This window comes from Nostoc sp. ChiQUE01b (assembly GCF_034531255.1).
In the GTDB taxonomy this organism is placed as follows: domain Bacteria; phylum Cyanobacteriota; class Cyanobacteriia; order Cyanobacteriales; family Nostocaceae; genus Nostoc.
In genome coordinates this window covers 1-26,958 of sequence record NZ_JAVRBM010000043.1, presented here as the reverse complement: position 1 = coordinate 26,958, position 26,958 = coordinate 1, and the positions used below count along the sequence as shown (strand labels likewise).

Annotated in this window: 20 protein-coding genes and 1 pseudogene; 9 read left to right on the top strand and 12 right to left on the bottom strand. The window is 40.3% G+C overall.

From position 1 onward, the window contains the following. The first annotated feature begins 45 nt into the window (after window positions 1–45). Window positions 46–1,626 (top strand): B12-binding domain-containing radical SAM protein, encoded by a 1,581-nt coding sequence (locus RMY63_RS24695; RefSeq protein ID WP_322731246.1) that lies wholly within the window; start codon window positions 46–48, stop codon window positions 1,624–1,626. 98 nt (window positions 1,627–1,724) lie between these two features. Here the strand turns inward: RMY63_RS24695 and RMY63_RS24690 are convergent, their stop codons facing one another. The 7 genes from RMY63_RS24690 to RMY63_RS24660 form a co-directional block, all read right to left on the bottom strand. After that, the gene (locus RMY63_RS24690) at window positions 1,725–2,090 is read right to left on the bottom strand and encodes an EamA family transporter (protein ID WP_322731245.1); all 366 of its coding nucleotides are present in this window, start codon (window positions 2,088–2,090) and stop codon (window positions 1,725–1,727) included. Between the two features lie 109 nt (window positions 2,091–2,199). Further along, window positions 2,200–3,141, bottom strand: coding sequence for an FkbM family methyltransferase (locus RMY63_RS24685; RefSeq protein ID WP_322731244.1), 942 nt, complete (start codon window positions 3,139–3,141; stop codon window positions 2,200–2,202). A 384-nt stretch (window positions 3,142–3,525) separates the two neighbouring features. Next, the gene (locus tag RMY63_RS24680) at window positions 3,526–4,242 is read right to left on the bottom strand and encodes an FkbM family methyltransferase (protein WP_322731243.1); all 717 of its coding nucleotides are present in this window, start codon (window positions 4,240–4,242) and stop codon (window positions 3,526–3,528) included. A gap of 263 nt (window positions 4,243–4,505) precedes the next feature. Beyond that, on the bottom strand, window positions 4,506–5,306 hold the full coding sequence (locus tag RMY63_RS24675) for a glycosyltransferase family 2 protein (RefSeq protein ID WP_322731242.1): 801 nt from the start codon (window positions 5,304–5,306) through the stop codon (window positions 4,506–4,508). Window positions 5,307–5,560: 254 nt separating this feature from the next. Continuing rightward, entirely contained in the window at window positions 5,561–6,694 is a 1,134-nt protein-coding gene (locus RMY63_RS24670) for a hypothetical protein (protein ID WP_322731241.1), read from the bottom strand. 1,201 nt (window positions 6,695–7,895) lie between these two features. Further along, window positions 7,896–8,762 (bottom strand): calcium-binding protein, encoded by an 867-nt coding sequence (locus RMY63_RS24665; RefSeq protein WP_322731240.1) that lies wholly within the window; start codon window positions 8,760–8,762, stop codon window positions 7,896–7,898. A 204-nt stretch (window positions 8,763–8,966) separates the two neighbouring features. Then, window positions 8,967–10,226: a glycosyltransferase family 4 protein gene (locus RMY63_RS24660; RefSeq protein ID WP_322731239.1), complete on the bottom strand. Its 1,260-nt coding sequence runs from the start codon at window positions 10,224–10,226 to the stop codon at window positions 8,967–8,969. A gap of 151 nt (window positions 10,227–10,377) precedes the next feature. Between RMY63_RS24660 and RMY63_RS24655 the strand changes: the two genes are divergently transcribed. Further along, window positions 10,378–11,109 carry a DUF429 domain-containing protein gene (locus RMY63_RS24655; RefSeq protein ID WP_322731284.1) on the top strand — a complete coding sequence of 244 codons (732 nt, stop codon included), beginning with the start codon at window positions 10,378–10,380 and terminating at the stop codon, window positions 11,107–11,109. Window positions 11,110–11,146: 37 nt separating this feature from the next. Then, window positions 11,147–11,614 (top strand): annotated as a pseudogene (locus RMY63_RS24650) (DUF29 domain-containing protein). Between the two features lie 206 nt (window positions 11,615–11,820). Here the strand turns inward: RMY63_RS24650 and RMY63_RS24645 are convergent. The 3 genes from RMY63_RS24645 to RMY63_RS24635 all read right to left on the bottom strand — a co-directional run bounded on the left by RMY63_RS24645 (window position 11,821) and on the right by RMY63_RS24635 (window position 15,886). Continuing rightward, entirely contained in the window at window positions 11,821–12,114 is a 294-nt protein-coding gene (locus tag RMY63_RS24645; protein ID WP_322731238.1) for a hypothetical protein, read from the bottom strand. A gap of 278 nt (window positions 12,115–12,392) precedes the next feature. Further along, window positions 12,393–14,957, bottom strand: coding sequence for an alpha-glucan family phosphorylase (gene glgP, locus RMY63_RS24640; protein ID WP_322731237.1), 2,565 nt, complete (start codon window positions 14,955–14,957; stop codon window positions 12,393–12,395). A gap of 605 nt (window positions 14,958–15,562) precedes the next feature. Beyond that, window positions 15,563–15,886, bottom strand: coding sequence for a hypothetical protein (locus RMY63_RS24635; RefSeq protein WP_322731236.1), 324 nt, complete (start codon window positions 15,884–15,886; stop codon window positions 15,563–15,565). A 621-nt stretch (window positions 15,887–16,507) separates the two neighbouring features. Between RMY63_RS24635 and RMY63_RS24630 the strand changes: the two genes are divergently transcribed. The 4 genes from RMY63_RS24630 to RMY63_RS24615 all read left to right on the top strand — a co-directional run bounded on the left by RMY63_RS24630 (window position 16,508) and on the right by RMY63_RS24615 (window position 21,912). Next, window positions 16,508–16,636, top strand: coding sequence for a hypothetical protein (locus RMY63_RS24630; RefSeq protein ID WP_256091202.1), 129 nt, complete (start codon window positions 16,508–16,510; stop codon window positions 16,634–16,636). Window positions 16,637–17,296: 660 nt separating this feature from the next. Beyond that, window positions 17,297–17,998, top strand: coding sequence for an acyltransferase (locus RMY63_RS24625; RefSeq protein WP_322731235.1), 702 nt, complete (start codon window positions 17,297–17,299; stop codon window positions 17,996–17,998). A gap of 576 nt (window positions 17,999–18,574) precedes the next feature. Further along, window positions 18,575–18,691 carry a photosystem II reaction center protein I gene (locus RMY63_RS24620; RefSeq protein WP_322731234.1) on the top strand — a complete coding sequence of 39 codons (117 nt, stop codon included), beginning with the start codon at window positions 18,575–18,577 and terminating at the stop codon, window positions 18,689–18,691. A 197-nt stretch (window positions 18,692–18,888) separates the two neighbouring features. After that, window positions 18,889–21,912 (top strand): DUF3769 domain-containing protein, encoded by a 3,024-nt coding sequence (locus RMY63_RS24615; RefSeq protein WP_322731233.1) that lies wholly within the window; start codon window positions 18,889–18,891, stop codon window positions 21,910–21,912. A gap of 1 nt (window position 21,913) precedes the next feature. Here RMY63_RS24615 and RMY63_RS24610 read toward each other — a convergent pair whose 3' ends face one another. Next, window positions 21,914–22,198: a hypothetical protein gene (locus RMY63_RS24610; protein WP_322731232.1), complete on the bottom strand. Its 285-nt coding sequence runs from the start codon at window positions 22,196–22,198 to the stop codon at window positions 21,914–21,916. Between the two features lie 208 nt (window positions 22,199–22,406). Continuing rightward, complete coding sequence (locus tag RMY63_RS24605) at window positions 22,407–22,919, bottom strand: outer membrane beta-barrel protein (RefSeq protein WP_322731231.1); 513 nt, start codon at window positions 22,917–22,919, stop codon at window positions 22,407–22,409. Window positions 22,920–23,612: 693 nt separating this feature from the next. Between RMY63_RS24605 and RMY63_RS24600 the strand changes: the two genes are divergently transcribed. Both RMY63_RS24600 and RMY63_RS24595 read left to right on the top strand, forming a co-directional pair. Next, window positions 23,613–24,347 carry a hypothetical protein gene (locus RMY63_RS24600; RefSeq protein WP_322731230.1) on the top strand — a complete coding sequence of 245 codons (735 nt, stop codon included), beginning with the start codon at window positions 23,613–23,615 and terminating at the stop codon, window positions 24,345–24,347. Window positions 24,348–24,521: 174 nt separating this feature from the next. Continuing rightward, window positions 24,522–26,945: a CARDB domain-containing protein gene (locus RMY63_RS24595; protein WP_322731229.1), complete on the top strand. Its 2,424-nt coding sequence runs from the start codon at window positions 24,522–24,524 to the stop codon at window positions 26,943–26,945. Window positions 26,946–26,958: the final 13 nt, after the last annotated feature.

Here is a 26,958-nt window from a genome sequence, read left to right as displayed (position 1 = left end):
ACCTGGGAATTATTAGTTAACTTTTCCACTCCGGGGAGTCTGCTGATGAAAGCTTTACTACTCTGGCCCATAATGCCCAATTCTTTCTGGTCTTACCAGGAAACCCTCGATTTGGCAGGTTTACGCTCTACAAATCCGCCATTGGGTTTAATTACAGTCGCAGCAATGCTACCAAGTAATTGGGAAATCAGATTAGTGGATCGTAATATCCGCTTAGAGACAGATGAAGACTGGGATTGGTGTGATTTGGTAATCATCTCTGCAATGATTATCCAGAAAAAAGATTTGTGGGAATTAATTCAAAAAGGGGTAGCATTAGGTAAAAAAGTTGTAGTTGGCGGGCCTTTCGCTACCTCAGTACCAGAATTTGCCTTGGAAGCAGGAGCTAATTATTTAATTTTGGATGAAGGGGAATGCACTATCCCCTTATTTTTAGAAGCATTGGCGCGGGGAGAAACAAAGGGAATTTTCCGCGCTATAGAAAAACCCGATGTCACTCAAACACCTATACCCCGTTTCGACTTGCTAGACTTAGATGCTTACCTAGCAATTACCGTACAATTTTCGCGGGGCTGTCCGTTCCAGTGTGAATTTTGCGATATTATCACCTTATTTGGTCGCAAGCCGCGCACAAAAACACCAGAGCAAATGCTGGCTGAGATGGAAGTCTTATATCAAATGGGCTGGCGACGATTGGTATTTGTTGTAGATGACAACTTTATTGGCAACAAACGCAATGCTAAAGTGTTTTTGCGATCGCTAATTCCCTGGATGCAAGAGCGTAACTATCCATTCATGTTACTCACAGAAGCGTCCTTAAATCTAGCAGAGGACGACGAACTGATTGACTTGATGGTGCAAGCTGGTTTTAGGATGGTATTCATGGGCATTGAAACACCGGATATAGAAAGTTTAGCAGTAGCCCATAAAGAACAAAACACCCGTCAATCGCTGTTAGAGTCTTGCAACAAAATTACACGAGCCGGACTACAAATTATGTCTGGGTTCATTATCGGTTTTGATGGCGAAAAACCAGATGCAGGACAACGCATTCAAACATTTGTAGAAGAAACCGGTATTCCTCAAGCTCATCTTGGGTTGCTTCAAGCATTACCGAACACAGCTATGTGGAATCGCCTCAAGCAAGAAGGACGCCTCCAAGAAGGGTTAATGGATTTTATGGGTTCTCAGAAAGCTTTGATGAACTTTGTACCTACTCGTCCTTTGGAAGAAATTATCAAAGAGTATATTGATACTTTTTGGAATTTGTATGACCCCATGCTTTATCTCCAGCGCACCTTCCACCACTTTAACTTGATGTCAGGTAAGCGTCCCAAAGGTAAACGTCCTCTGACTTGGCATGAATTACGTTTGTTTCCAGTAATTGTTTGGCGACAGGGTATTGTTCGCTCAACTCGTTGGCGTTTTTGGTGGCAATTGATTGCGATCGCTTTCCAAAAACCGGATTTATTGTATGATTACCTCGTAGCATTGAGCTTTGGTGAACACTTCTTCAGCTTCCGTCATGAAGTGAAGGTGCAACTGGAGGCACAATTAGAAACATTGAAGCAACAACAGCAAGTACAGCAGACAGAAAAAGCAAGTTATCAGTTGTCATCAGCCTAAGAAGCCTGGCCTTCGTCTTGAATAGCTTTTGCCTCCATCTGCTTAACCCGAACTCAGGTTAAGATAGTTAAAACCGATGCGACGAGGAGTTGATCGCTTTATTTCCAAATCACCAACACCACTCCACAGATAATTAACCCTAACCCCACCAGGCAACTCAAAGGAATCACCTCTCGAAACACAAAATGAGCCACCAGCACCGAGAAAACGTAGGACAATGCCACAGCAGGTCCGACTACGCTGAGTTTGACCCGCGTCAGCAGTAAAATGTAGGTACACGCTCCCAAAGCATAGCAAGTCAAACCTGCCAGCAACTCAGGCGTGGTAATAATATTCAATAAATGCTTAGCGAAATTGCCAGCATTCACTTGTCCCAGCTTTAAGGCTCCTGTCTTCAGCAAGAATTGCCCTACAACACTAGCTAGAATCGATATCAAAAACAGTCCAAATTCTGGTGTAGTCATAATTAACTCACTAAAATGTGCTATTTCATAGAAAAAAGGACAGGTGACGTATTATCCCCCAAAAAGTTGGACAGCTTTTACTTTTATTCTGGTGAGCAATTACTTGAAATCAACATTTTTGAAACAACCTTTTTAAGAAGTAGTTAGACAAAACTTTGAAAGGGTGACGATTTGTATTTATAGAAATATTGACAGTATCAATCCCAGGAAATGATTGTAAACGAGCTACAATTAAACCATCAGCACTAAAGCTTTCTTCTCTAGTGTGAGAAGCAACAATATGAAAATTGTTCTGTATAAGAAAACTATAACAATCCAGATAAAGTTTTTTACTATGAGTACTAATAAAAAAATATCCAATTTTTTTATTTGAGATTGTACTGTTTGCTCCTTTTAACAATTCCAACTCTGCACCTTGTACGTCTGCATGAATTATATGACAAAAAGATAAATTGTAACGCTTCATCAAATCATCAATAGAGATTCTCTCTAAATTTTTAACGGTTACACCTTCTAGTTTTTTTGTATGCTGTTTTTTTGACGACTCACCGATGTAGGCTCTAATAAATTGTGCTGTCATTGAATTCAGTGCAAAGTTTTCTTTACCTATCTGCATATGTTCATCTATAGGCTCTATAAGAATATTGCAAACACTTTTTTTGGCTTGATTTGCCCACATAGAATAATATCCCCAATAACTTCCTACCTCAATCATTGATATATCTTCAGGTAAACTTTTTAAAATTTCATAAAAAACTTTTTCTTCTTGTGGTTCGTGGTGACCTTGAAGATGTTTTATTATTTCTGTGTTTAAGTTTTTATAATAGGAGTTAACTTTTATTTTTACTCCATTATGCATAAGCTGGTATCTTTTTGAAGAATCATCTGATGCTATAAAAATTTTTCCAGCATCTTTGACTTTAGGGATATGGGATAAATCGTCTGGAGCACTTTCACATATGGCAGTAATATAATGCTTCCATATCCATGAAAGAAAAGTACCTGTAATAGGATTAGTTCTCAAAAATGTTCTGAAACCAGTAACTATCATACTGAATAACTCCCTTGAATATTTTACATATTTTGTCTTGATGAAATTTGATTTAAGACAAACTCTTAGTCTAACAATATTTGATTTTTACTGTACAATTAGCCCTGTTCAGAACTATCAAGAATCCTGGCGTTGGTGAATCAAAGAACACATATCTATTTTTAATTACCACATTACCAGCCATTCTTACGAATGTGAGTTGATGCACTCCTTGGACATTGCATAGCAATCGCTCTAATCATATTTCTATTTTGCAACGCCAGTTATGCCATTATTTTTGGCTGATAATTTCGCAATTCATTTATGTATTTGAGGTAGGTAAATACTTCCTTTGAACTCAACTTGCAAAAATTTGTAATAAAAATAGATACGTCTCAAAGAAAATTACGCTAACAAGTTAAGAAAAATAAAATTAGTACAAGTTACATGAACAAGTTTATAGGGTAAATTCGAGAAAAACTCTTTGATTTTCTCGGAATTATCGGCTAGCCCAAAAGTTTGATATTCCATAATCACCACTTTTGGTTGATGTTTTTCATAATTGAAAGTTTGCCAAACTTCTATCTCAGATCCTTCCACATCTATATCTAATAAATCTATTTGACCAATCTGAAATTTTTCTAAAATCGTTTCAAGCCGATAAGAGGGAACTTTAATAGTCTGTTTAAAAGGAACTTTAAGCAATCCTTTATACTCTTCTTTTCCAACAGCACTCGAATAACTAGGAAAATAAGATTGAGAAAACTCTATTTCTCCTTCTCGATCAGAAATAGCAGCCCACTCGACATTGGCTCTTTCTTTTTTTAAGAGTTCGTATTGAGTTGGTTCGGCATCGATGCAGATCCCTGTCCAACCATTTTTCTCAAAAAAGTAAGTATTTGAAAGATAGCTTGGATGTCCGGCTCCTACATCTACAAAGACTCCTTTCTCTAATAAGTCAATATTTTCATAAATATATCTGTCTTCTCCAAACTGTGAATGAAACTTAGTGTATTGCACTTCTTGATTTTTCAGCCTAAATATCTGATTTTTTAGGCTGTTTAGCTGCCTCATTGTTACAGATTGGATGACTTTTGATAAATTGCTCGCTTTTGAACTCATATTCTAAAATCTCCTTCTTTTGCTTTTTAATTAATTCACTGATAATAGTATTACGAGCAATGAGCTTTGTCTCGTTTTATGGGTCTCGGTATTACGTCACCACCAATACTGCTCAGTTAAGGGGAAGACGGAAGGGGAAAGGGAAAGAAAAAACCTTTAACCCTTACCCTTTAACCTTTTCCCTAAGCCAAATTCCTAGTTTAAAATGCTTAACTGAGCAGTATTGACGTCACCACGATCTTTTCTAAAGTCTTATCTGTCCTCTAGTTTATTTTGGACGGAGCCTTTTTAAGGGGAATTTGGCCTTCCCGTTTGAGTTCGAGCCAGAGGCGGATAATACCGACAAATAGTTGGAAGCAAATAGAGAAGAGTCTGGAAATGTGGAAAATCGTTGTGCTGCCAATTTTGCGCGCGTAGTGGCATACGGGAACCTGTGCAACTTTGTAGCCTTTAAAGTGCGCGCGAATAACAAACTCGGCGTTGAAGAAAGACATGAAGCGGACGCTAGGTGAGAGTTCCTCAACCACGGCGCGACGGATGAGGCGGAAGCCAGTGTCCATATCAGCGTACGGGATCTTGAAAAAGAAACGGAGCAAGACGTTATAACCCCAGGACAAGAACACGCGGTAGAAAGGATCTCTGCGGGGCGTCTTGACGCCCAAAATGATGTCGAACTCATCCCGGAGAGGTTCGAGATGCCAGAAGTCAATGGCTGCAAACTGATAATCGCTATCCACTACAAAGAGCCACGGCTTGGTTGCGTGCTTCATCGCATCCTTAAGGGCTTGCTGATAGCCTTTTCGCTCATAGCTTATAAATAGCTTAATCGGCAATTCCTGTTCAAGACGTTCAAGTACAGCCTTGGTGTCATCAGTGCTGCCGTCCTCGGCAACAATGAACTCAACGTCCTCGACCCGGTTCTGCAACTCGGCGATATAGTTGCGTAAGGTTTGCTCTATGATGAAGGACTCGTTGTAAACTGGGAACACAACTGAGATCCCACCATATTTCGGATTAGCGGGTCCTCGTCGGGACAGACTTATTGAAGTTGTCTTGAGCATCATGTTATTCTCCTAGTCATGCGGATTCCAAGTCTTTTAACACCTTGAATAGATTCTTTCGTAATTAAACCTTGTGATTTATTTTTCCAGGCTCAAAGCGATCGCCTAAAGTATTGCGAATAAGTAAGCGTTAATGCGATTGATTATTGTAGGGTTTATTGAGATAAAAACGTTCTTATTTACAAGATGCCTTTACTCTGGAAACCCAATCAAAAATAGAATTATTTATATCTTCGACTAACGAGGTTAAAGATAATCTAAAATTTAACCTCTTCTGGAACGCTAATGTTTATCGAACCATCTGACGTTTCTACCACATCTCCAGAATCCCAAACCTTACTCAAAATAACCTTGTACCCTGGTATGTGAATATCTTTGTCTGAAACTATGATTGCCTTTTTTGCATGAATGATTTGCTGAATTTTTTTAGCTTCTTCAGGGTATGCCTGTTCGATTTGAGGAAGATACAGTGATGATATTTGAACTTTTGGTAAATCATTAATTACCATAGCAACAATATCATGCGTATAGTTAATTATATAATATGAACGGTCAAAATTTGATATTTTTTGAAAAATTTCTCTATAGAATTCATAGTATTTTTGACTCACTATCTTTCCTTGGAAAACACTAATTTCTGTTGGACTAACTCCTTTTCCCATAAAAATATCTAATCTCCAAGGATCATAAACAGAGCTTGTTTGTGAGAAAATCAGACTATTTGCCCAAATAAAACAAAGAGAAATTAATGGTAAAAGTAGAATGATTTTAATTTTGTGACCAAACCGTTGAGATGCTTGAATAACAGTATAAATAATGACTCCTATGCCAAGTGATGAACCATTGACTAATCTAAAGAAATCATATAAGTGAATTGCATTTAAGTATCCAAAAAGAGTGACTAGAGAATATACCATTACAAGAGCTTCATCTTGAGTTATATTCTTTTTCAAAAATAATTTAGGCCAGAAATAAAATAGTGTTGCAAGATTCCAAAAAAAGATGATTGTAAAGAAAATCATTCGTGAATCAGGTTCCTTTTCTGGATACCAGATAATAAGTGATGGTTTTCCAAATGTAATAATATTCTTTAATAGTTTTGGGATAAAATTTGAAATAGTGGTTCCATATCTTGAATCTTCAACTAAGATTTTATTTTGAATCCAAAAATCATCTAGAAGATTGTTATAAAATAAGAAAAAGAAAAATAACAAGGTCGGAAATAGAAACCCCAAACTAAAAAATATAGTTCTTGATAAAGCTATTCTTTTAGCATTTATTTGAAAAAATATTTCGTAACCCAAAAAGAATAAAAAAGGAAGCAGTACAACTTGGATTGATGTGTATCTACATAAAGAAGATAATCCTAAAAACAATCCAGATAAAAACACATTGATGTTATTTTTTTTATGAAAAAACATCAATATAGATAATAAAAAAAATGTATATGAGTAGTAATTTGACCAGGGTAATATTATATATGGATGTAAAAGAAAGATTAAAAAAGTCGAAAAAAACGCTGCATATTTAGGCAGAAATTTTAAAAATATTTGATATTATAAAAAAAGACTGAGTGAATAAAATACTAATCCTGGTAGAGTCGAGGGTTTGACAATTAGTACTTTTGCTCCACTCGAAAAAGCGGGATGCTCCCGATCGCCTTTTTGTAGTCTCATCCCACTTTTTCGCGTTGCTCCCCCTTTAACTTCTTCATATCTAACTAGCTATTCAGCAATGCTAAAAATCACAAATCAGTCTGTTTACGCAAGACCAAAATTTCATCTTGCCTAAAAGGAAGCCATCTTTTGAATGGATATCTTTTCACTTCCTTGTAACCAGTTATGGATCCAAATGAAATGAAGTAATCATGATTCTCAACCCACGACGAATTTCTACCGTCAGCATTCAGAAGATAGAAGAAATTTAACGAACGGGAATTGTTGTCTAAATACCAGCCATAGATTCAGCTATGTATTGTGCAACGAATAAAATGGGGTCTCTGCTTAACTTTCTCAAATATCTTTGAGATAATTCTCAATAAGCGAAGCGATCGCACTCCAGGATGAAGTATAGTTTTATCCCTCAATTCCGGCTAAATTTAAATTCTTACAAATGATGGCAAGGTTTTTAGTACCTCTTAATGCTTAAGATAGTTTAGTTTTCTCACGCCGACTTACTTAACCCTCTTTCATTACTCTCTGGAGAGAGTCGAAAACCTTGCAGTCAAGGTCATCTATCTAAATATATATATACACATTAATTTATATTATAATTTGTATTTATAAAATAGCAAAATACTATAGTTTTGCTATTGTTAAAGCCACTCATTCTTGATAATTAATCTCAAATAAATGAAAATTAGTGGCAATAATCTAGATATTTGTTTTATTTATCCAAATATAAATCACTATTTTTTTATTGTCATAGTCATAGTGAGAGCATCTGTATATCAGGGTTGCATCTAAACTGATAATAAATAAGGAATAAATTTTCTGATAACTTCCTTAAAGCCTCTGGTAACTGTTCTATAGGACTCATATTTGATTTTTGGACATTGCTGAATCAAAATATGAATCAGGCGACACCGAATATTTACCTTTCTGCCAAACCCACCTGTCCGCCAATTAGCCCTAAAAATCCAGTTCCAAAGTGCTGAATCTCCAAAAAGCTTGCTTGCTCCGACGAGGTTTTGTAAATTTGGAATGTCTTCATAATTCCTAAAGTTGCAGCACTTTCTAGTGGCCCAACAAAGCTAATATCCCGGTCGAGAAAATAGGTTTTATTAGCCCAGTGAGCCATTTGATTTGCATTTAAAAAGTAGCAGCCTGCATGAGGATTGAGGGCACGACAAAAAGTAATTGGTGTATTCATAATTGTACCTTTGAGTTCCTGTTGATCCTGCAAATTTTGATAAGGAGCAGTTACTCGTAAAGCCAAATTTCCATCAATATAAGCTTTGTGAACCAAACCGTGGAGAGAGACTTCATAACGATTTGGCTGGAGCAAATTTAAATCACCTGCTTGTTGGCTAAACCAGTTTAATTTTATAAAAAACCAAGGATCATGAATAATTAAGTCATCTTCAAGAAAGCAGTAATAATCATACTGACCGAGACAACTTTGCAGAACAGCTTGGCACTCAAACCCCAAAAGCAAAGGTTCTGCATTGCTAGAATGATGTCTATATAAATGGGATGGTAAGGAAAGCTGATTCAGAAGATGATTATCTTTAATTGTACAAATAACAATATCTAGTTCGTGAGATTGCAGTTGATTAGCAGGAAAAGCTACTCGTTGAGCAATGTTGATAATACTTTGAGATTTACCAAACAATTGGTGTAAAGCGGTAATACTTTTAGTTAATGCCTCCAAACGGGGTTGCGGGTCTTTGCGTTGTGAAGCATGACGACCTTCATTGCTAGGTTTAAAAAAATGGGCAATAGTAAAAATAATTCGCATTTTCAATAGCACTTCTGTATTTATTTGTCATTTGTCATTTGTCATTGACCAATAACTCATACATAATTAATATACTTCTTATAAAAGCCGTTCTGTTTAGACTTTTATTTGCACCTTTGCTTGAGGCAAAAATATTTGTGCAAGAGGCTAATGACCAATGACCATTGTACAGACGCGATTAATCGCGTCTCTACTGACTAATGACTAATTTTTGCCAAATCCTTTAGAGCTTGGACGCTTTTTCAAACTATCAGAATTTTTCCCAGCGAACATCCATTGTAAATGCTGTGGTAATAGTTTCGCCAAATCATAACGCTTCAGAATTGTCTCTCGCGCATTCGCACGAATTGCATTCATTTCTTGAGGATGATTCAGCGCCTCTTCAACCCGATTAGCAATATTCCGGGGAGAAAAGAAATCTACTAACAGTCCATTCACCCCATCCTGTACGACCTCCAATACTGGTGGTGTCTTAGAAGCTATTAGTAAACATCCTGCTGCCATTACTTCTAACATTGACCAGGATAATACAAAAGGACGGGTTAAATAAACATGGGCAGAAGAAGCTTGCAAAACCTGAAGGTACTCATTGTAAGGAAGCCTATCTGTAAAGTGCAGCCTCGATAAATCCAGAGATAATTTTTCTAGCATTAATTGTTTATAAGTCTGACCATCGGGGAGATTTTTACCATAAGCAACTCTATCTTCTCCCACGACTACTACATGGCACTTAGGTCGTCGCTGCTGAATTAGCGCTACGGTTTCCATAAACTGCGGAAAACCTCTATAAGGTTCCATTCCTCGTCCTACATAAGTTACCAACTCTTCCACATGGGAAAGATCCAGATTTATTCTTGGTAAAACTAACTTTGCACCTGGTTTGGGGACAAAATAATTGGTATCAACACCATCATGAATTACAGTGAGTTTGCTATGATATTCTTTGGGAAACTGCTGACGCTGCCAATTGGTCGGAGAAAGACCGCGATCGCAGCTATATAAATCAGTTAAAATCGGTGCATTTTTCACGCGGATGCGGCATTCATCATCAGTATTCAGCGCATCGTTGGGATCGAAATCTGCATCGGAACCGTGAGCATGGTAAAACCACTCGAAATAACACAATAATTCTGCTTTGGGGAAAACATCTTTCATAAATAAAGTTGGTCCCCAACCAGAATGACCATAAACTATATTTGGAACGAAACCCTCAGCCTTCAATTTTTCTGCCACGCGATAGACAGCCTGTGCGGTGAGAACAGCGTTTTCCAGGTTGCGAACGTAGTGGTGGGTTTGAGGCGCTGCTTCACGAGAAGGAGTATAAATAGCTTTAAAAACGCCAGGTATTTCCCCTTCCCGACGATTTGTCCCAAACACGACTTGACAATTAGGATCTTTACCTAAAACTGTTGCTAGGTTGCGAAATTGTGAGGGAAAATTGGGATGTAAAAATAAAATTTTCATTGGAATAATCTTGATTAACTTATTGCCTGATAAAATAAATTAAGACAAGCTGCTTAAGATTATAAGATTATTTATCACAACTTTTAGCAAGTAAATTTAGATAAATGGTTGCCCGAAAATGCGAAAATGATCGCAAATTCGTGTTATGACCATGAAATTTATTGGCATTGATTTAGGCTGGCGATCGCAACCAAGTGGATTGTGCTGCTTAGAATGGACAGATGGACAACTACAATTACTCGATCTAGACCGCAAAGATGCCATTGCAGACATCCTCATCTGGATCGATCAAAGCGTACAAGCAGACGAACCAGCCATTATTGCCGTAGATGCACCTACGCTCATACCCAACGCTAGCGGGAGTCGCCTCCCCGACAAACTCAGCCACAAGTACTTTGGCAAATATCATGCAGGATGCTACCCAGCTAATCAAAACCTATCCTTCGCAGAGCGCACCATCAACTTTGGTTTAGAATTGGAATTACGTGGTTTTGCACACGCTCCCACCATTGAACCGCAAAAACTCAGCAGATATCAAATAGAAGTTTTTCCCCACCCAGCAATCGTTAACCTATTCAACTTAGAACGCATCCTCAAATACAAAAAAGGACGCCTCAATGAACGCCGCCTAGAACTAATCAAACTCCAAAATTATCTTTTCAATATTCTCCCCTCTCTTTCTCCTCCTGTGCTTCTGTGCGATTCGTTTTTTATGGAAATTCCGATCACAGGTGTAGCCCTCAAAGCAACTGAAGATAAACTAGATAGCTTAATTTGCGCTTATGTTGCTGCTTATTGGTGGTATTGGGGAGAAGAACGTAATTTGGTACTAGGCGATCGCACCACCGGCTACATTATCATCCCCCAAAGAATGTTAGCCTAAAATTGTCATCTCATAATATTTAACTCAAAGAGGTTTTATGCAAGGAGTTAGTTCTAATTTGAGTTTAAAAGAGCTTTATGAAATTGACGAGCATCTGTGGTTAGAGGAAACAATCAAACTATTGAAAACTAACCATTTAAAAGAATTAGATTTAGAAAATTTAATTGAGGAGCTAGAAAATTTGGGTCGTAGAGACAAAGCCAAGGTTGCTAGTTTATTATAACAAATTATTAGACATTTTTTATTACTGCAATATTGGACAGAAGAAACTCAATATAATTCTGGACATTGGAAAGCAGAAGTTAGAAGTTTTAGGAATCGATTAAAACGTCATTTAACAACGAATTTATCTCAATTTTTAGAAAAAGAATTAGCATCAATTTATGATGATGCTTTAGGATATGTAATTGATAAAACTGAGGGCAAACTAGATAACTTACCTCAATCTTGTATTTACACCTTAGAACAGCTACTAGATATTAACTATCTACCTGAAAATTTTTAACATAAAAGGCATTGCTAAACTTAAATCAGCAACGCCTCGTCTTATGTATCATAGATTTTGATGTTAAACATAATACTTTTCAAACAATTTCCCTCAGTGCTTGATTTTCCTGCTCAAAACATGAAGTTTACAGAGTGAAATTTGAGGAATTTGGATTGGGTAACAGCACACGCAAAAAGCGATGCCTACGGCGGCAAGCTACGCAATCAAATTTCTGATTTAATCTGGTTCTTGGCCAGATAGTGTTGATCAAGAGCGCGTCTTAGCATCATCTTAATTACAGCTTTACGACTAATACTGAGTTCGGTTGCCGTTTTGTCAAGTTCGTTGAGCATCGGACTAGGAATTTCAAGGTTTGTTGTCACTATATCCTGTCTTCTTCGTGAGGTCATTTGACGAGGCGTTCCAACTCTTGTTGTCGTGGAGTCAAAATAACGATCAACAACTTCCTCTCCTACCTCTATTTTATCTTCAAGTTCTTTAATAGAAATATTGTTCATAGATTTCTCTCTCCCATCTCGTACTTTTCCAATAAGTAATTAACCAAATATATTCCCCTTCATCATCATAACGAACTTCGTAAATGACCGACAAAAGGGTGTTTGCCAGATATCCAATAGCAATAAATTGTTCTGGGTCATCTCGTTTTATCCGTTCTACATAGTCGTATCGTAAGTGATTTACCGAACTTGATATGACTGCATTGCACAATAAAAGGCGTTGCTAAACTTAAATCAGCAACGCCTAATCTTGAGTATTCAATAACTACTCACTACTCTTACTCTGCCCAAGCAATCAACCTTGGTTCGTAAGGATTAGCCAGATTTTTATTTTTCGGCAATACACGCAAAGACAAGCCTTGCAAACCAGAAGCGGTATAGATGATATTACCAGTGTAAATACTCAATTGCTGTGCATCTTCCCCTTGGTAATCCATCACTACTGGCACAGCGTTGACAATCTCACCATTGGCATCGATCGCACCTTGATAAAGCTCCACCTGCACATCATCATTGGTCAAAGTCGCTAAGTCAACCTTGGCTTTGACAGCAACGGTTTGGTTAACCTCAATGTCTGAAGCTGCCGATACGTCAACATCTTTGATTTTGATGTTGAACCAGTGTTCGCTCAGTTTTTCTTTCCAAGCGGCTAGTTCTTTCGCTGGAGCATATTTATCAACAGTCAGGGTATGATAGCGATCGCTAGCTGGGAAATAAGCCCTTTGGGCATATTCTCCTACCATTCGCGCTGTATTAAAGAACGGACAATTCAACCGAATTGCATCCTTCATTTTGGCAACCCACGGACGGGGCAAACCATCAGTATCCCGATGTTCATAAAATAGCGGTACAACTTCCTTCTCTAACAATTCGTAGAGAGCATTTGCTTCCACTTCATCTTGGTAGTTGGGATCGTCGTAATTCTCTCCATGTCCAATTGCCCAACCTGTGCGGACGTAATCAGCTTCATCCCACCAACCATCTAGCACACTTAAATTTGGCAATCCATTCATAGCGGCTTTCATACCACTAGTACCAGAGGCTTCCCGTGGACGACGCGGTGTGTTCAACCAGATATCGCAACCCGCAACCATCAACCGGGAGATGTAAATGTCATAATTGGGAACAAATACTACCTGTTTTTCTAAATGCTGTTCGCGGATAAAGTGATTGATCTCGCGGATGAGTTCTTTACCGGGAATATCCTTGGGATGTGCTTTACCAGCAATCACAAATTGCACTTTCCGGTCTTTGTTAGCCAGCAGAAGCCGCTTAATCCGTTCTAAATCACGCATCCAGAGGGTGGCGCGTTTGTAGGTGGCAAAGCGACGAGCAAAGCCAATGGTGAAAGCGTAAGGATCTAAAACTTCTTGGGCTTGGGTAATTTCGGAAGCGGAAGCGCCGCGATCGGTTAAATGCTTAACTAAATGCTCCCGCACATACAAAATCATATCTAAGCGGCAGCGTTCGTGATTGCGCCACAATTCTTCATCGGGTATAGCGTCCATCCGCTCCCATAACGGGCTATCTGGTGGTGCTGATGACCAATTTGGGCCCAGGTAGCGATCATACAATTCTTGAGTCGATTTGGCAACACAACTCCGAGCATGGACACCATTAGTAATTGCTGCGATCGGTACTTCTTCTACTGGCACCTTCTTCCACAAGCCTTGGAACATTTGCCGCGACACCACACCATGCAGTTGGGCGACACCGTTAGAAAATGTTGCCATTTTCAGCGCCAGCACCGCCATACTGAAAGGCCCAGATAAATCGCCTGTATTCTCACGTCCCAGTCCTAAAAATTGCTCTTTGGGCAATCCAAATATCTCTGCATAGTACCCCAAGTAGTACAACATTTTTTCGGGAGCGAACAAGTCAATTCCCGCTGGTACTGGCGTGTGGGTAGTAAAAATATTGCTGGAAGCCACCACCTGTTTAGCTTGGGCATAATTCAGCCCCTCTTCCTGAATCAGCAAGCGAATGCGTTCTAGGGCAGAGAAGGCGGCGTGGCCTTCATTCATGTGGTAAGCGGTAACTTTCAGCCCCAAGGCTTTGAGCATTTGCACACCACCGATCCCCAGCATAATTTCTTGGTGGATACGCATATCGATGTCGCCACCGTACAGCTGATCTGTGATGTCGTGGTCGTAAGTGTTGTTCGGTTCAATGTTGGTGTCCATCAGATACAAGGGAACCGTTCCTACCTGTACGCGCCAAACTCTGGCATATACCTTGCGTCCTGGATAGTCTACCGCAATCCGCAGTTCTGAGCCATCGGCATTGCGCTCTAGATGCAAGGGCATATTGTAGAAATCATTGAGCAGGTAGCGTTCTTGCTGCCAACCATCAGCATTGAGATACTGGGCAAAGTAGCCTTGCTGATAGAGCAAACCTACACCTACAAGCGGTAAACCCAAGTCACTGGCAGATTTGAGGTGATCCCCCGCCAGAACACCCAAGCCTCCAGAATAGACGGGCAAACAATCTACAAGTCCAAATTCCGCCGAAAAATAGGCGTAGCATTCTTTGGGTTTCTGCTCCCGTTGTTTCTGATACCACGTGCGCTCTTGCAAATAATCGTCTAACTGACGGTCAGCTCGATCCATTTGCGCTAAAAAGCCTTCATCTTCGACAACTTCCAGAAGCCGCGATTGAGAGATAGTACCCAGCATTAACACCGGGTTATGATGGCTAGACTCCCACAGGTCAGAGTCTAAGCGACGGAATAAATCTTTAGTATCAACGTTCCAATCCCAGTGCAAGTTCTGTGCCAGCCGCCGTAGTGGTTCGAGTCGCGGCGGTAGTGAAGGGGATACGTTAAATGTGCGAATTGGCTGCATAGGTTGGCAAAACTCCAAGTTTAGCTATGGTTATTGTTTACTCTCTTTACCAATGTTGCCAATTCTTTATACTCTGGTTTGTGAAAAAGCGATGACTTTGTTAAGCATTGAGAATTATTTTTAACCTCGTTGCTAAAGTTTACACCAAGGTGTTTCTAATTCTATGCCTGACTCTGAGCCATGTACTTGGTATATTAAGATTTAATCATTTACTGGCAGATATCATTAAAAAAAATCTAGTTTTGAATAAATAATTTATATTTATTTTAGTATTGCTTCCGGGGATCAATCGAGAGTCTTGGCTGAGGGTAAAAATTTCCCATAGCTGTATCCAGTAAAGTTAAATTTTTTAATTATTTTTTAATAAAATTGCGCTGTCAAAGAAGGCAGCCTTGTATGAAATTCTTCTAAAGACTGGGATTTTTACTCAGCACTGAGCACTTCCAAGTCATGAGCCAGAAGGGAAACCCCATAAATAATCGAATGAAAGCCTTACCAAGCAGTTAATCAAGAAAAGCGATGCCTGCGGCGGACTACGCCGACGCTAACTACTTGGTATTAAATATTTGCACTAAATCAGGAAAATAACTTTTAAAGGTGTTGTTTTATGCACCTAATGAAGGCTGATCTTTAGTATTTTTTGTCATTGTCAGAGCTACAGCTGCTGCATAAGCGAGTTCCGCTGCCATTTGATAAGCAAGTTTGATACTTGATGAAGTGTCCTTAGCTTTAGGAGAGGGGGAAGCTTTTTTTCGGCGCGACTCTTGTTTGACATCACCTGCTGCAATAGCTCGCTGTAAAACAATCCAGGCATCTAGGTCTTCTGAGTCATAACTACTTTGCAGCTGCGATCGCAGTTGATCTTCGGCTACAACACTCAGATAGCCGATAGTGAGAGCTTCTTGTACAATTTCTTTAATTAAAACCATAATTTGAACCAAGTGTGTGAGTTAAAACTGATACCTCAATTTGGGAAATTAGATGTTTTTTTGTAGATTTCTCCTCGAAAATAAGCTACGTTTTAGTTTTCTTTAAATAAAATTTATAACGAGTAGTACCAAGCACACATCACCCTCTTGGCTCACCCGAATGGGTGATTTACAATATTTTAGATAGTAAATATGTGGACAAAAGGAATATTTTGAGCTAAATTGGCTTTTTAACGAAGATGGTGTCACAAGTATAGTAGATATCATCCTAAGTTGAACGCCCAATCATAAAATTACTTTTACCAGCAACGATATAAATATAGACAAAAATGCCAATAATCGCTGATAGCATTTTTGAAATTTCCCTCCTTAAGAGATTTTATTTAAGTGTATAAAAATATTTGCAAATAGCGTAGGCTTTGCCCAACTTTGGCATCACTCTAGTAAAAAAGTTAACTTATTTCCACCATTCTCATCAACAATAAACCTGGAAATAAACTTATTTCATGAGAGTGTTCCACTAAAAATAAAATGTGTTATCGTTAAAAACAATTGTTATTAAAAACCATTCATGTCATTACAAACGTGAATTGGCTAGTCTGTAAATCATCCGTGTGCAACATGATTGGAGCAGCATACTCTAGAAATTCGTTGCAAGAAAGCCGTCATAGCAGTCGGGGAAGCGCTTACTTGTTTGCACCGATGGTTAACTTCAATGTGATGGCTGATGTGGGAGATAATCCACCCTAATTGGATTTTATTTGGGCAAAAATACCCAAAAAAATCCAACAACAATTACATTGTCATGCTAGGCAGAAATTTTATCTAAACTTTGAATATAGTCTAGTTAAATGTATTTTTTGTTGCAAAATAGCTTGTGAAACTGAATTGCTTCAAAAGACTAAAACCGCTTGTGAGGATATAGCCTCAAGACAAACAACACTATCCCTATTTGCTTTAGGAGTGCTGTTAGCGGTAGCAAGCTTTTCAAATTTGCCAGAGAACCAAAACAGTAGCTTATCTAAACCAGCACATTTTCCATCAGACAATTTAAGAGTCTAAGTTTTGACCTGCAATGCACTGAAAGTGTTTTGTTAATTGATTTTGTGAAAAATAAGCCAAAATTTTACGTGCATATAGTACAAAATCTGCTAGCGACTTAACGCAATTGTGCATATTACTTGAGTAATTCTACACACATAACCTCAAGAATTGCTCGTATGGTCAAAGCCAAACTCTGGTTTTTCAACATTTGGAAAACTATCTAAAATTTTGGGGAATTTTGGTGATACTGCTAACTTAGCTCATGTATTAATACATACAGAAGCTATTGGTATTGGCAAAAGATTAGGATACAGCCAAAACAACTTAAACACTGTCAACAAAAATTGATTAAAGAGATATGTAGCCATGCAGAACGAGCAATATTTTTCCAAATTGCAGCGCGTGCAAGAACTTTTAGTAACTACAGTGTTAGGAGACATTCCGACACTTCTTCTCGGCCCAAAGTTGCGTAATTTAGGATACCGTAGTATTTTTGCCCAGATAGACAGCCCAGTGTATATTCAAAATGGTGTTGAATTTAACGGTACTTCTTGTATTGAGATTGGCGCAGGAGTCTATATTTTCAAGGGTGTGCGGATGGATGCGAGAGGACACAAAAATAATAGAATTCATCTAGGAGATAGAGTTGCAATTGAGCGTAACGTTGATATTGGGTCTTTGGCAGATACGTATATACATATTGATGAAGACACCTTCATTGCACCCAACGTGTGTATTGAGGGGCCAGGAGACATTAAAATTGGTAAACACTGCATGATTGCTGCCCATTCAGGGATATATGCCAATAATCATAATTTTGCCGCTCCGATGGAGCTGATTAAATACCAAGGTGTTACTCGCAAGGGAATTGTGATTGAGGATGATTGTTGGCTAGGACATGGAGTAACAGTATTAGATGGCGTTACTATCGGCAAAGGCAGTGTTATTGGTGCGGGAGCAGTTGTTAATAGAGATATTCCTGCTTTTTCAGTTGCTGTCGGCATACCTGCACGAGTAATTAAAAACCGAATTGGCAAAGATATAGCAAAGCTTCAAGTTGAGAAATAGGGGATTGGGGACTGGGTACTGGGGATTGGCGGGATAGTAATTATTTCCTGTAACCTGCAACCTCTAACCTTTTTTTGGAAACCTTTGTCATCAGTCAACGTCAGAAGAGTCAATAGTCCTTTGAGTTATTTCTTAGGGTCATCTAAAAGTCAGACAACTGACATCTTGCACTACTCTCAATAACCGTAGGATAGACACTGCTAGCATGGGTATCAACTTAAGCTGAAACTCCTTTTCAAACCTCGTTTCCAGCCTCTGGCTAGAAATGCTGCTCCTGGCGGCTCTGCCGCGAGGAGAGGGAGGCGGAGCCTCAATGAGGGGCATTCCCAGTCTCCGACTGGGAACGAGACAATATCTAAAAGCTGTTTCTAGGCTGGCTTTCACGTTAAGTTGACACCAATGCACTGCTAGTCCCCAATCCCCAGTTCCCAATCCCCAATCCCCAATTCCCAGTCCCCAATCCCCAGAGTCTTCTAAAAAAGGGACGAGATTTGGGTAATATAAAGTAGCTATCTTTTCTGCATTGCAGATACTGAAAGAAAAGCTTTCTTTGTTTTACCCGTTGGAGATATTTCTATGGTGACTTTAAAAATCGCTGTTTATATTGTTGTTGCCTTCTTCGTAACTATCTTCATCTTCGGATTTTTGTCGAACGATCCAGCTCGTAACCCCGGCCGTCGGGACTTAGAGTAAAAGGGCGATAAATCATCCGCGACTTTGGAAGGCGGAAAATACTAAACGCCACGGAAACTTACTAAGCGAAAATTTAGTAAGTTTCTTTCTCCAAGTAGCTTGCTGTAGGTAGCAGAAGGCGACAGTCGGAAGGCAAAATGTATGTTTAATCCTTCCCTTTGTCATTTGGCTGTTTGTTAGCCCGATTTTGCTCACTTATGCTTCATCCAGTTCTGCCACCTAATCCGCCTCCTATCGTTGAATCTTTACAACCTGTAAATCCCGCCTCCTCTGCTAGTCATACAAAGTTTCTTTCAGGTGTAGATACTGGAATATACGAAAAGACAGACAAATCCAAGCAGCCCAAGAATTTGGCTCAGTTGGCAATTTCGGGTAATACCAAGAGCGATCCTTTATTGTCAACTCCAATCGACTCAACTCAAGATGACTTGGTAGTTGCTGAAACTTCCTCTGTACCTCATTCACCAGAAACCTTTCCACCAGAAAGTTCCCCACTCGCTGGTTCTGCAACTGCTGGGCTTTTGGGGCAGCTGCTGGTTGTTAGTTATCCCAAGCAAGAGGTTAAAACCTCTAATCGCCAAATAAAAGAACACACAAAGACAAGTCCGAGCGTCGAACCCCGCCGCTCGGAACTTCTCCTGATGTCGGTGCTGCGTAAACGGGAGATGCAAAAAAAAATCGAAGCGGAGGCTTTAGACCAAAACGCAAAAGATGAATCTTCTCAAAAACTCAGTCAGCGATATCTGACGACAAGCCCTTCTCTACGAGAGGCTGCGCCAACGGGTTCGGGGGTGACGCTCCTAACGTCGCTAACGCTGCGCTATCGCAATCGACGGGAACCGCCATCGCTCTTAGCGTCTCCCCTTGGGAGAAGACTGCGACCCCCTCACCGCTTTGCGTCTACGCTAAATCCAAACTCTAGTAATGGAGAAAAACAAACCTTTTTGGACTCTTCTAGCTTTAGCTATAAAGTTTCTCCAAGTCCCTTGGTCGCCCAATCTCCACGCCCTCTTCAAATTGCCCCAACTGTCACAAACAGCAACAAGTTAGGCAAATCCAAAGCAGAAATTTTAGCTGAGAAGTTAACCCAACAAAAACAGCAACGCGATATTACTGCACAACAGTCTCTAAAAAAAGACAATATCTCTGTATCTGCTGCCGATCTAGCACCGAGTTCTGAATCAGTACAAAATTTTATCACATTCAAGTCTCGTAAGCCCACAAACCAACTCTCAGCGCCCATCACTGTAGAATTTCAGTCTCAAGTCCAGCAACAAAGCCAAGTACCAACGCCTATACCACAAGTAAATACCACTCAGCTACAAGGTCAACCATCTGGTACAACTGCACCAGCTACCACACCGCCAGCTGGACAAAGAATTGTAGAAGTCACTTCAGATCGGCAAGAATATGACGAGAAACAGCGAATTATTACAGCTGTAGGTAATGTAATTGTGCGATTTGACGGAGCGGTGGTGGATGCCGATCGCTTACAAGTTAATTTGGACAACTTGATCGCTGCGGGTGAAGGCAACGTAACCTTAACACGGGGCGATCAAATACTGCGTGGACAACGCTTTACCTATAACTTCGTTCAAGATCGTGGGGAATTGGAAAATGGTAGAGGAGAAATTTACGTACCCTCAGCACAAACAGATTTTGCCTTTTCACCCACGGCTGTAAGTGCTGGTGGAGTTTCAAAACGTCCGCCCAGCGATCGCATTAGAGCCAATCAACCTGTTTCCGGTGTGAGTAGCCCTGGAGGCATTGATGTGACATTTGGTGGTCAAGCAGATGCTAGCAACATCCCGCCACCAAAAACAGGGGGTACAGTCAATCGGCTCAGGTTTGAAGCTGAACAAATTGACTTTTATCCACAAGGCTGGCAAGCAAGTAATGTCCGCATCACCAACGATCCTTTTTCGCCCCCTGAATTAGAATTACGCGCAGATAAAGTAACTTTGACGCGAGAATCACCCTTGGTAGACCGGATCAGGACACAGCGACAGCGTTTAGTATTGGATCAGAGAGTCTCCTTACCAATTCCGCTGAATGAGCGGACTATTGACCGCCGAGAGCGGGACGTTACACCTGCAATAGTCTCCCCTGGCTACGATGGAGAAGATCGGGGTGGTTTGTATGTTGAGCGTGGCTTTCCATTAATCGATACAGAGCGGACACGCTGGACAATTACGCCCCAGTTATTATTACAGAGAGGTGTGCAAGAAGGCGTGGGTGACTTAGGCGCACTGTTTGGTGTGAAGACCAAGATAAATTCTGTTTTGAGTCCACGGTCGATAATTCAGGGAACTGGGGAGTTAACTAGTTTTAACTTGAACAATGTGGAAGACAATTTGCGAGTGAATTTAGGATTGCGCCAGACATTAGGCACTTCTCTTCCTCACACATTGAATGTGCAATATAACTACCGCGATCGTCTCTACAACGGTACTCTGGGTTTTCAAACTGTCCAGAGCAGTTTTGGCGGCATTATTACTTCTCCTGTAATTCCTTTAGGAAAAAGTGGCATCAACCTCAACTATCAGGCAAGTGCCCAGTATATTGATGCCAACACCGATCGCCCAGACTTGCTAGAACCAGTGCGGGAAAACGATCGCATTTCACTTGGTCGTTTACAAGCCAGTGCTACCCTCAGTAGAGGGCTGTTGCTGTGGCGGGGAAAACCATTACCACCTACTGCCACTGAGGGATTACGATACACCGCTACCCCTGTAGTTCCTTACTTGCAAGCGATCGCTAGCGTCACAGGCACTACCAGTTATTACAGCAATGGTGATAACCAAAGCACTCTAATTGGTACAATTGGCTTACAAGGGCAAATTGGTCATTTTTCCCGGCCTTTTTTCGACTATACCGCCTTTAATGTCAGTTACTCTCAAGGCTTTAATAACGGATTATCACCCTTTTTGTTTGATCGCTCCGTTGATAACACAGTATTGAGTGCTGGAATATCACAGCAAATCTATGGCCCTTTTCGCTTAGGCTTTCAAACATCTGTTAACTTGGATACTGGTAAAGAAACTAGTACCGACTACATTTTGGAATATAGCCGTCGCACCTATGGCATCACCTTACGTTACAATCCGGTACTGGAGTTAGGCGGCTTCAGCATCCGAATTAGTGATTTTAACTGGGGTGGCGGCACCGATCCATTTTCGGAAATTAAGCCAGTAGTGAACGGCGTGCAACAGGATTATTAGTCTAAGGACTGGGGACAACTCGACAGGCGATCGCACAATTGGTTGATGCACCACCAGGTATTCTCAAGCTGGCATAGTCGCCGCTGAGTTGAACGCATGATGGTGGTTGGTGTAGGGTAACACAGCATCTATGAACTGCGGCTTGGTATTCTCGCCATTGCTTACGAATTGCAATACTTGCAGCATCATTACCTAAGTCGGAAAATTTTAGCCCTGCTCGCATCAGCCAAGATTCCACGTCAGTTGTTTCACCAACTATTTCTGGAATGGGATTAATCTTTTTCATGAGTAATATCTTATACGTGTATTTCCAATTACTCATTTCACTTTAAAAGAAACTATCAATACTAGCCAATATCCTTTTTTATTAAAATCATCAATAAAAATTATTCATACCTGAATAGAATACTCAGGTATGAAAGAATGAATTACCATTACGGCTAGTAAACATCATTGCTTTAGCTTCTGAATAGGCCGTTTCTAGCTTGTAATTACTAGAAGCGATAACCTAATCCGGCTTGGAAGCTGACAGCATCAGCATCACTATTTCTGTAGGCGTCAATACCCCATTTAGTATCGCCGTAGGCAATGACATTTTTGCTAATTTCTGATTCAATCCCAAGGGTGACTACAGGTGAATTCCGATTGCCCAATGGAGTTTTTTGACCTTCGTCAGTTACAAAGGAATAACCACCACCAAAGTAAACGTTAGTATTTTTGGCGATGGGTGCATCATAAGTCACTATCGGCATAATTGCAGCAGCATCACCACCATACAACACAGAACCCCGCAGCGAAACAGGGGCATTAGGAACGGCGTATCGTCCTTGAATATTACCACCAATTTGTGCTTCATCGTTTCCTTGTCCGCCACTGGTTGCACCAACAGCAACACCAGCACCGATGTAGTTACCGTTAGTACCTGCTGTTTGAGCAGATGCAATGCCGGCTGAGAGGACAATAGAAGCAACAGCAAGGAAAGAGGCAGCTAATTTTGTAAGTTTCATAGAATTATTCTCACTAGAGTTAGATAAAATTAATGTTCTCTAGTACTAGAATCTCTTTTTTTACAAAATGTAACCTCATGCAGCTGGTTCACCTAAGTGGCTGAATTCTTTCTCACCCACTTGGGTGTACCAGGTGAAATATTCAAAAGTAACTTGGGCTATTTTCTTGCATAAATCTCACATTCCCAGATTCTGGTTGCCATTTTTGGCGACAAGCTGTTTCTCTAGAGGAGACGCTTTGCAAATGCTCTATGCTAGCACAGTTTTAGGCGAAAGATCCCCGACTTCTTTAAGAAATCGGGGATCATCTTGTTTTTCTTGAATAATTGAGGATTGTTTATAAAGTTGCACTTTACCTAAATTTTATTTTTCCAGTGATAAATTTCAAAAATGCTCTTTATTGAAATAATCAGTAAATATATACCGTTTACGCATAAATTAATTAAATAGTCATGTTATATGAATAGATAAATATCATAAATAATAATAATTTCAGTCAAAATTGGGATTATTTTTTTATGATTAATTATTCACAGATAGAGCAATTCACAAAGTAAAGTATTCAAGTCGAGCAAAGCTGCCAAAAATGCGGTTTTTTATTCGACATAGCTTTTGTCCCAGGGTAGACTGGGTTAATTTTATAATTAGCTCTCTCGCATTTAAAAATTAAATTTGCACAGAGAAAAAAAGCAAATGAGTCAAAGTCTAAATATACAAGAAATTGCCATTGCGATCACAGCGAAACAGCACAACCCGACAATCTTAACTCCAGATTTTCTGAAATATAGTGGCATTGTCCCTAGTGACTGGGAACTGGCTAAACCCCCAATTCTCACCGATTCTGCTGCTCAGGTAGTCTTTCAAAACAGCATTAGTATAACTGCACAAGTGAATCGGATTATTTTCACTGAGTTGATTGCTACCAAAGAATCCACAGAGGTAGAGATTCCGGCTCTAGCTGCTAAATATCTAGAGACGTTGGCGCAAGTAGACTATCAGGAAGTATCCATTAACTTTCGCGGGCACGTCTTCTTTGAGCAGCCAAACAATACAGCACGCAATTATATCTTTGGCACACTCCTGAATCCTGGCCCCTGGCATGAGTTTGGCATAGCACCTGTGCAAGCGGCGATGCGGTTTAATTACACCTTAGAAGGGGCACAGATGAGCTTGGATATCAATGAAGGAGGGTTACAACTGCCAGATCAAACAGTGCGGCCTATCGTGCTGTTCACCGCCACTTTTAATCACGCAATTGTTCAAGAAGAACAAAGTCAGCGCCTAGCTATCATATCAGAAATAATTAGCAACTGGCGGACAGATATAGAGGCTTACAAAGAACTGGTGAACACCAAGTTTCTCAACTCACCATATCAGCTAAATCTAGTACCAAATGAATCTGTAATCCCCACAGCAACGACTTTTTGAGCGCCGTGTGAGGACGAATAGATCAATAAAACCAAACACCATACCCCCACAAATTGGACTTTGTAAAGCAGGCAGGCTGTTCAAAAATCCTACTAGATTTTAAGCCCAACCTATAGGGAGATTGATGTTTGTGTTGGAAAAAGCAGCATCTATTAAATAATTGGAAGATGATTCATGAAAGATATTGACTTGATAGTCTCTTCTGTGACGGTTCCACTATATATCAATTTGGGTGAGACGATTCCCGTGTCTTGGACAATCAAAAACCAAGGTACAGATTCTATCTTGCCAAACTATTGGCTTGACTACATTTACATTTCCAATGACCAGTTTTTAGACGACAGCGATACTTTTCTCCTCTACAGCCATTCTGGAGGACCTCTAGCATCTGGCAGTAGTTATACTGACACCTCGGACATTTTTATTCCCGACGATGTAGGATCTGGCGATCGCTACCTGTTATTTGTTGCTGATGGAGGAGGATACTATGGCAACACGCAAGTCGAAACTAACGAAGACAACAATGTATTTGCCCAAGCCTTCACCATAAATGATCCCCCAGATTTAGATTTAGTTATTACTGCTGCCAATGCCCCAGCCACAGCTGAGTTAGGTGAGACAATTTCTGTGTCTTGGACAGTTACTAACCTTGGTACAGTTTCTGCCTTAGCTGACTGGTATGACTATATTTACATTTCCGATGACCAGTTCTTCGACGAAAGCGATTACCAACTCACCGAGGGCTACACAAGAGACAATAAGCTTCTAGCATCTGGCAGTAGCTATACGATTACTGAGGATATTTCTATTGACAACTTGGTAGCACCAGGCGATCACTACCTGTTATTTGTTGCTGATAAAGACCACTACCAGGGTGAAACCGATGAAAGCAACAATGTATTTGCCCAAGCCATCACCATAAATAATGCCCCAGATTTGGTCGTGACAGCAGCTAATGCCCCAACCACAGCTGCGTTACGTGAAACTATTTCTGTGTCTTGGACAGTTACTAACCTTGGTACGGTTTCCGCCTCAGCATACTACTGGTATGACGCAGTTTACATTTCCGATGACCAGTTTTTCGACAAAAGCGATACCCAACTCGCCTCTCATGAGACAAGAGAGAATACACCTTTAGCATCTGGTAGTAGCTATACAGTTAGCCAAGATATTTCTATTGGCTACTACGTAAACGTAGCACCAGGCGATCGCTACCTATTATTTGTTGCTGATGGCGGTGGATACCAAGGTGAAACCGATGAAACCAACAATGTATTCGCCCAAGCCATCACTATTGCTGCCCCAGATTTAGTCGTTAGTGCTGCCAATGCCCCAACCACGGCTAGATTAGGTGAGACGATTTCTGTGTCTTGGACAGTTACTAACCTTGGTACAGTTTCTACCTCTTTCACGAGTGACTATATTTACATTTCCGATGACCAGTTCTTCGACCAAAGCGATACCCTCATCAGTGAATATTTTGGATGGCCTCTAGCACCTGCCAGTAGCAATACAGCTACTCAGAACATTTCTATTCCCAACTATGTTGGAAGTGGCGATCATTACCTTTTATTTGTCGCTGATGGACGAAATAACCAGGTTGAAACGAATGAAACCAACAATGTATTCGCCCAAGCCATCACCATAAATGATGCCCCAGATTTAGTTGTTAGTGCTGCCAATGCCCCAACCACGGCTGCATTAGGTGAGACGATTTCTGTATCTTGGACAGTTAAAAATCAAGGTACAGTTTCTACCTCATCTAACTGGTATGACTATATTTACATTTCCGATGACCAGTTCTTTGACAACAACGATACCTATCTCACCAGCCGCGATGCAGGAGAAGATACGCCTCTAGCATCTGGGGGGAGTTATACAGCCACCCAGGACATTTCGATTTTCAACTTTTTCAAAAAAATAGCAACAGGCGATCGCTACCTATTATTTGTCGCTGATGGAGGAGGATATTTAGACGAAAATCAGATTGAAACCAATGAAACTAACAATGTATTCGCCCAAGCCATCACCATTGCTGCCCCAGATTTGGTGATTACTACCGCCAATGCCCCAACTACGGCTGCATTAGGTGAGACAATTTCTGTATCTTGGACAGTTAAAAATCAAGGTATAGTTTCTGCTTCATCTAAATGGTATGACCGTGTTTACATTTCTGATGACCAGTTCTTTGACTCTAGCGATACCCAACTCACCAGTCGTTACACAGGAGAGAATACGCCTCTAGCATCTGGAGGGAGTTATACAGCGACTCAGGACATTACTTTTTCCAACTATCAACAAATAGGCGATGTCTACGACGGGCTGCGCCAACGCTACCTGTTATTTGTTGCTGATGGAGGAGGCTACTTTGGCGAAAATCAAAGTGAAACCGATGAAACCAATAATGTATTCGCTCAAGCCATCACCATAAGTGCCCCAGATTTAGTTATTAGTGCTGCTAATGCCCCAACCACGGCTGCATTAGGTGAGACGATTTCTGTATCTTGGACAGTTAAAAACCAAGGTCTAGTTTCTACCTCATCTAACTGGTATGACACCAGGACTTACGCAACTGTCACAAGCAATGGCGCGGTGTAGCCGTGCCGCGCGT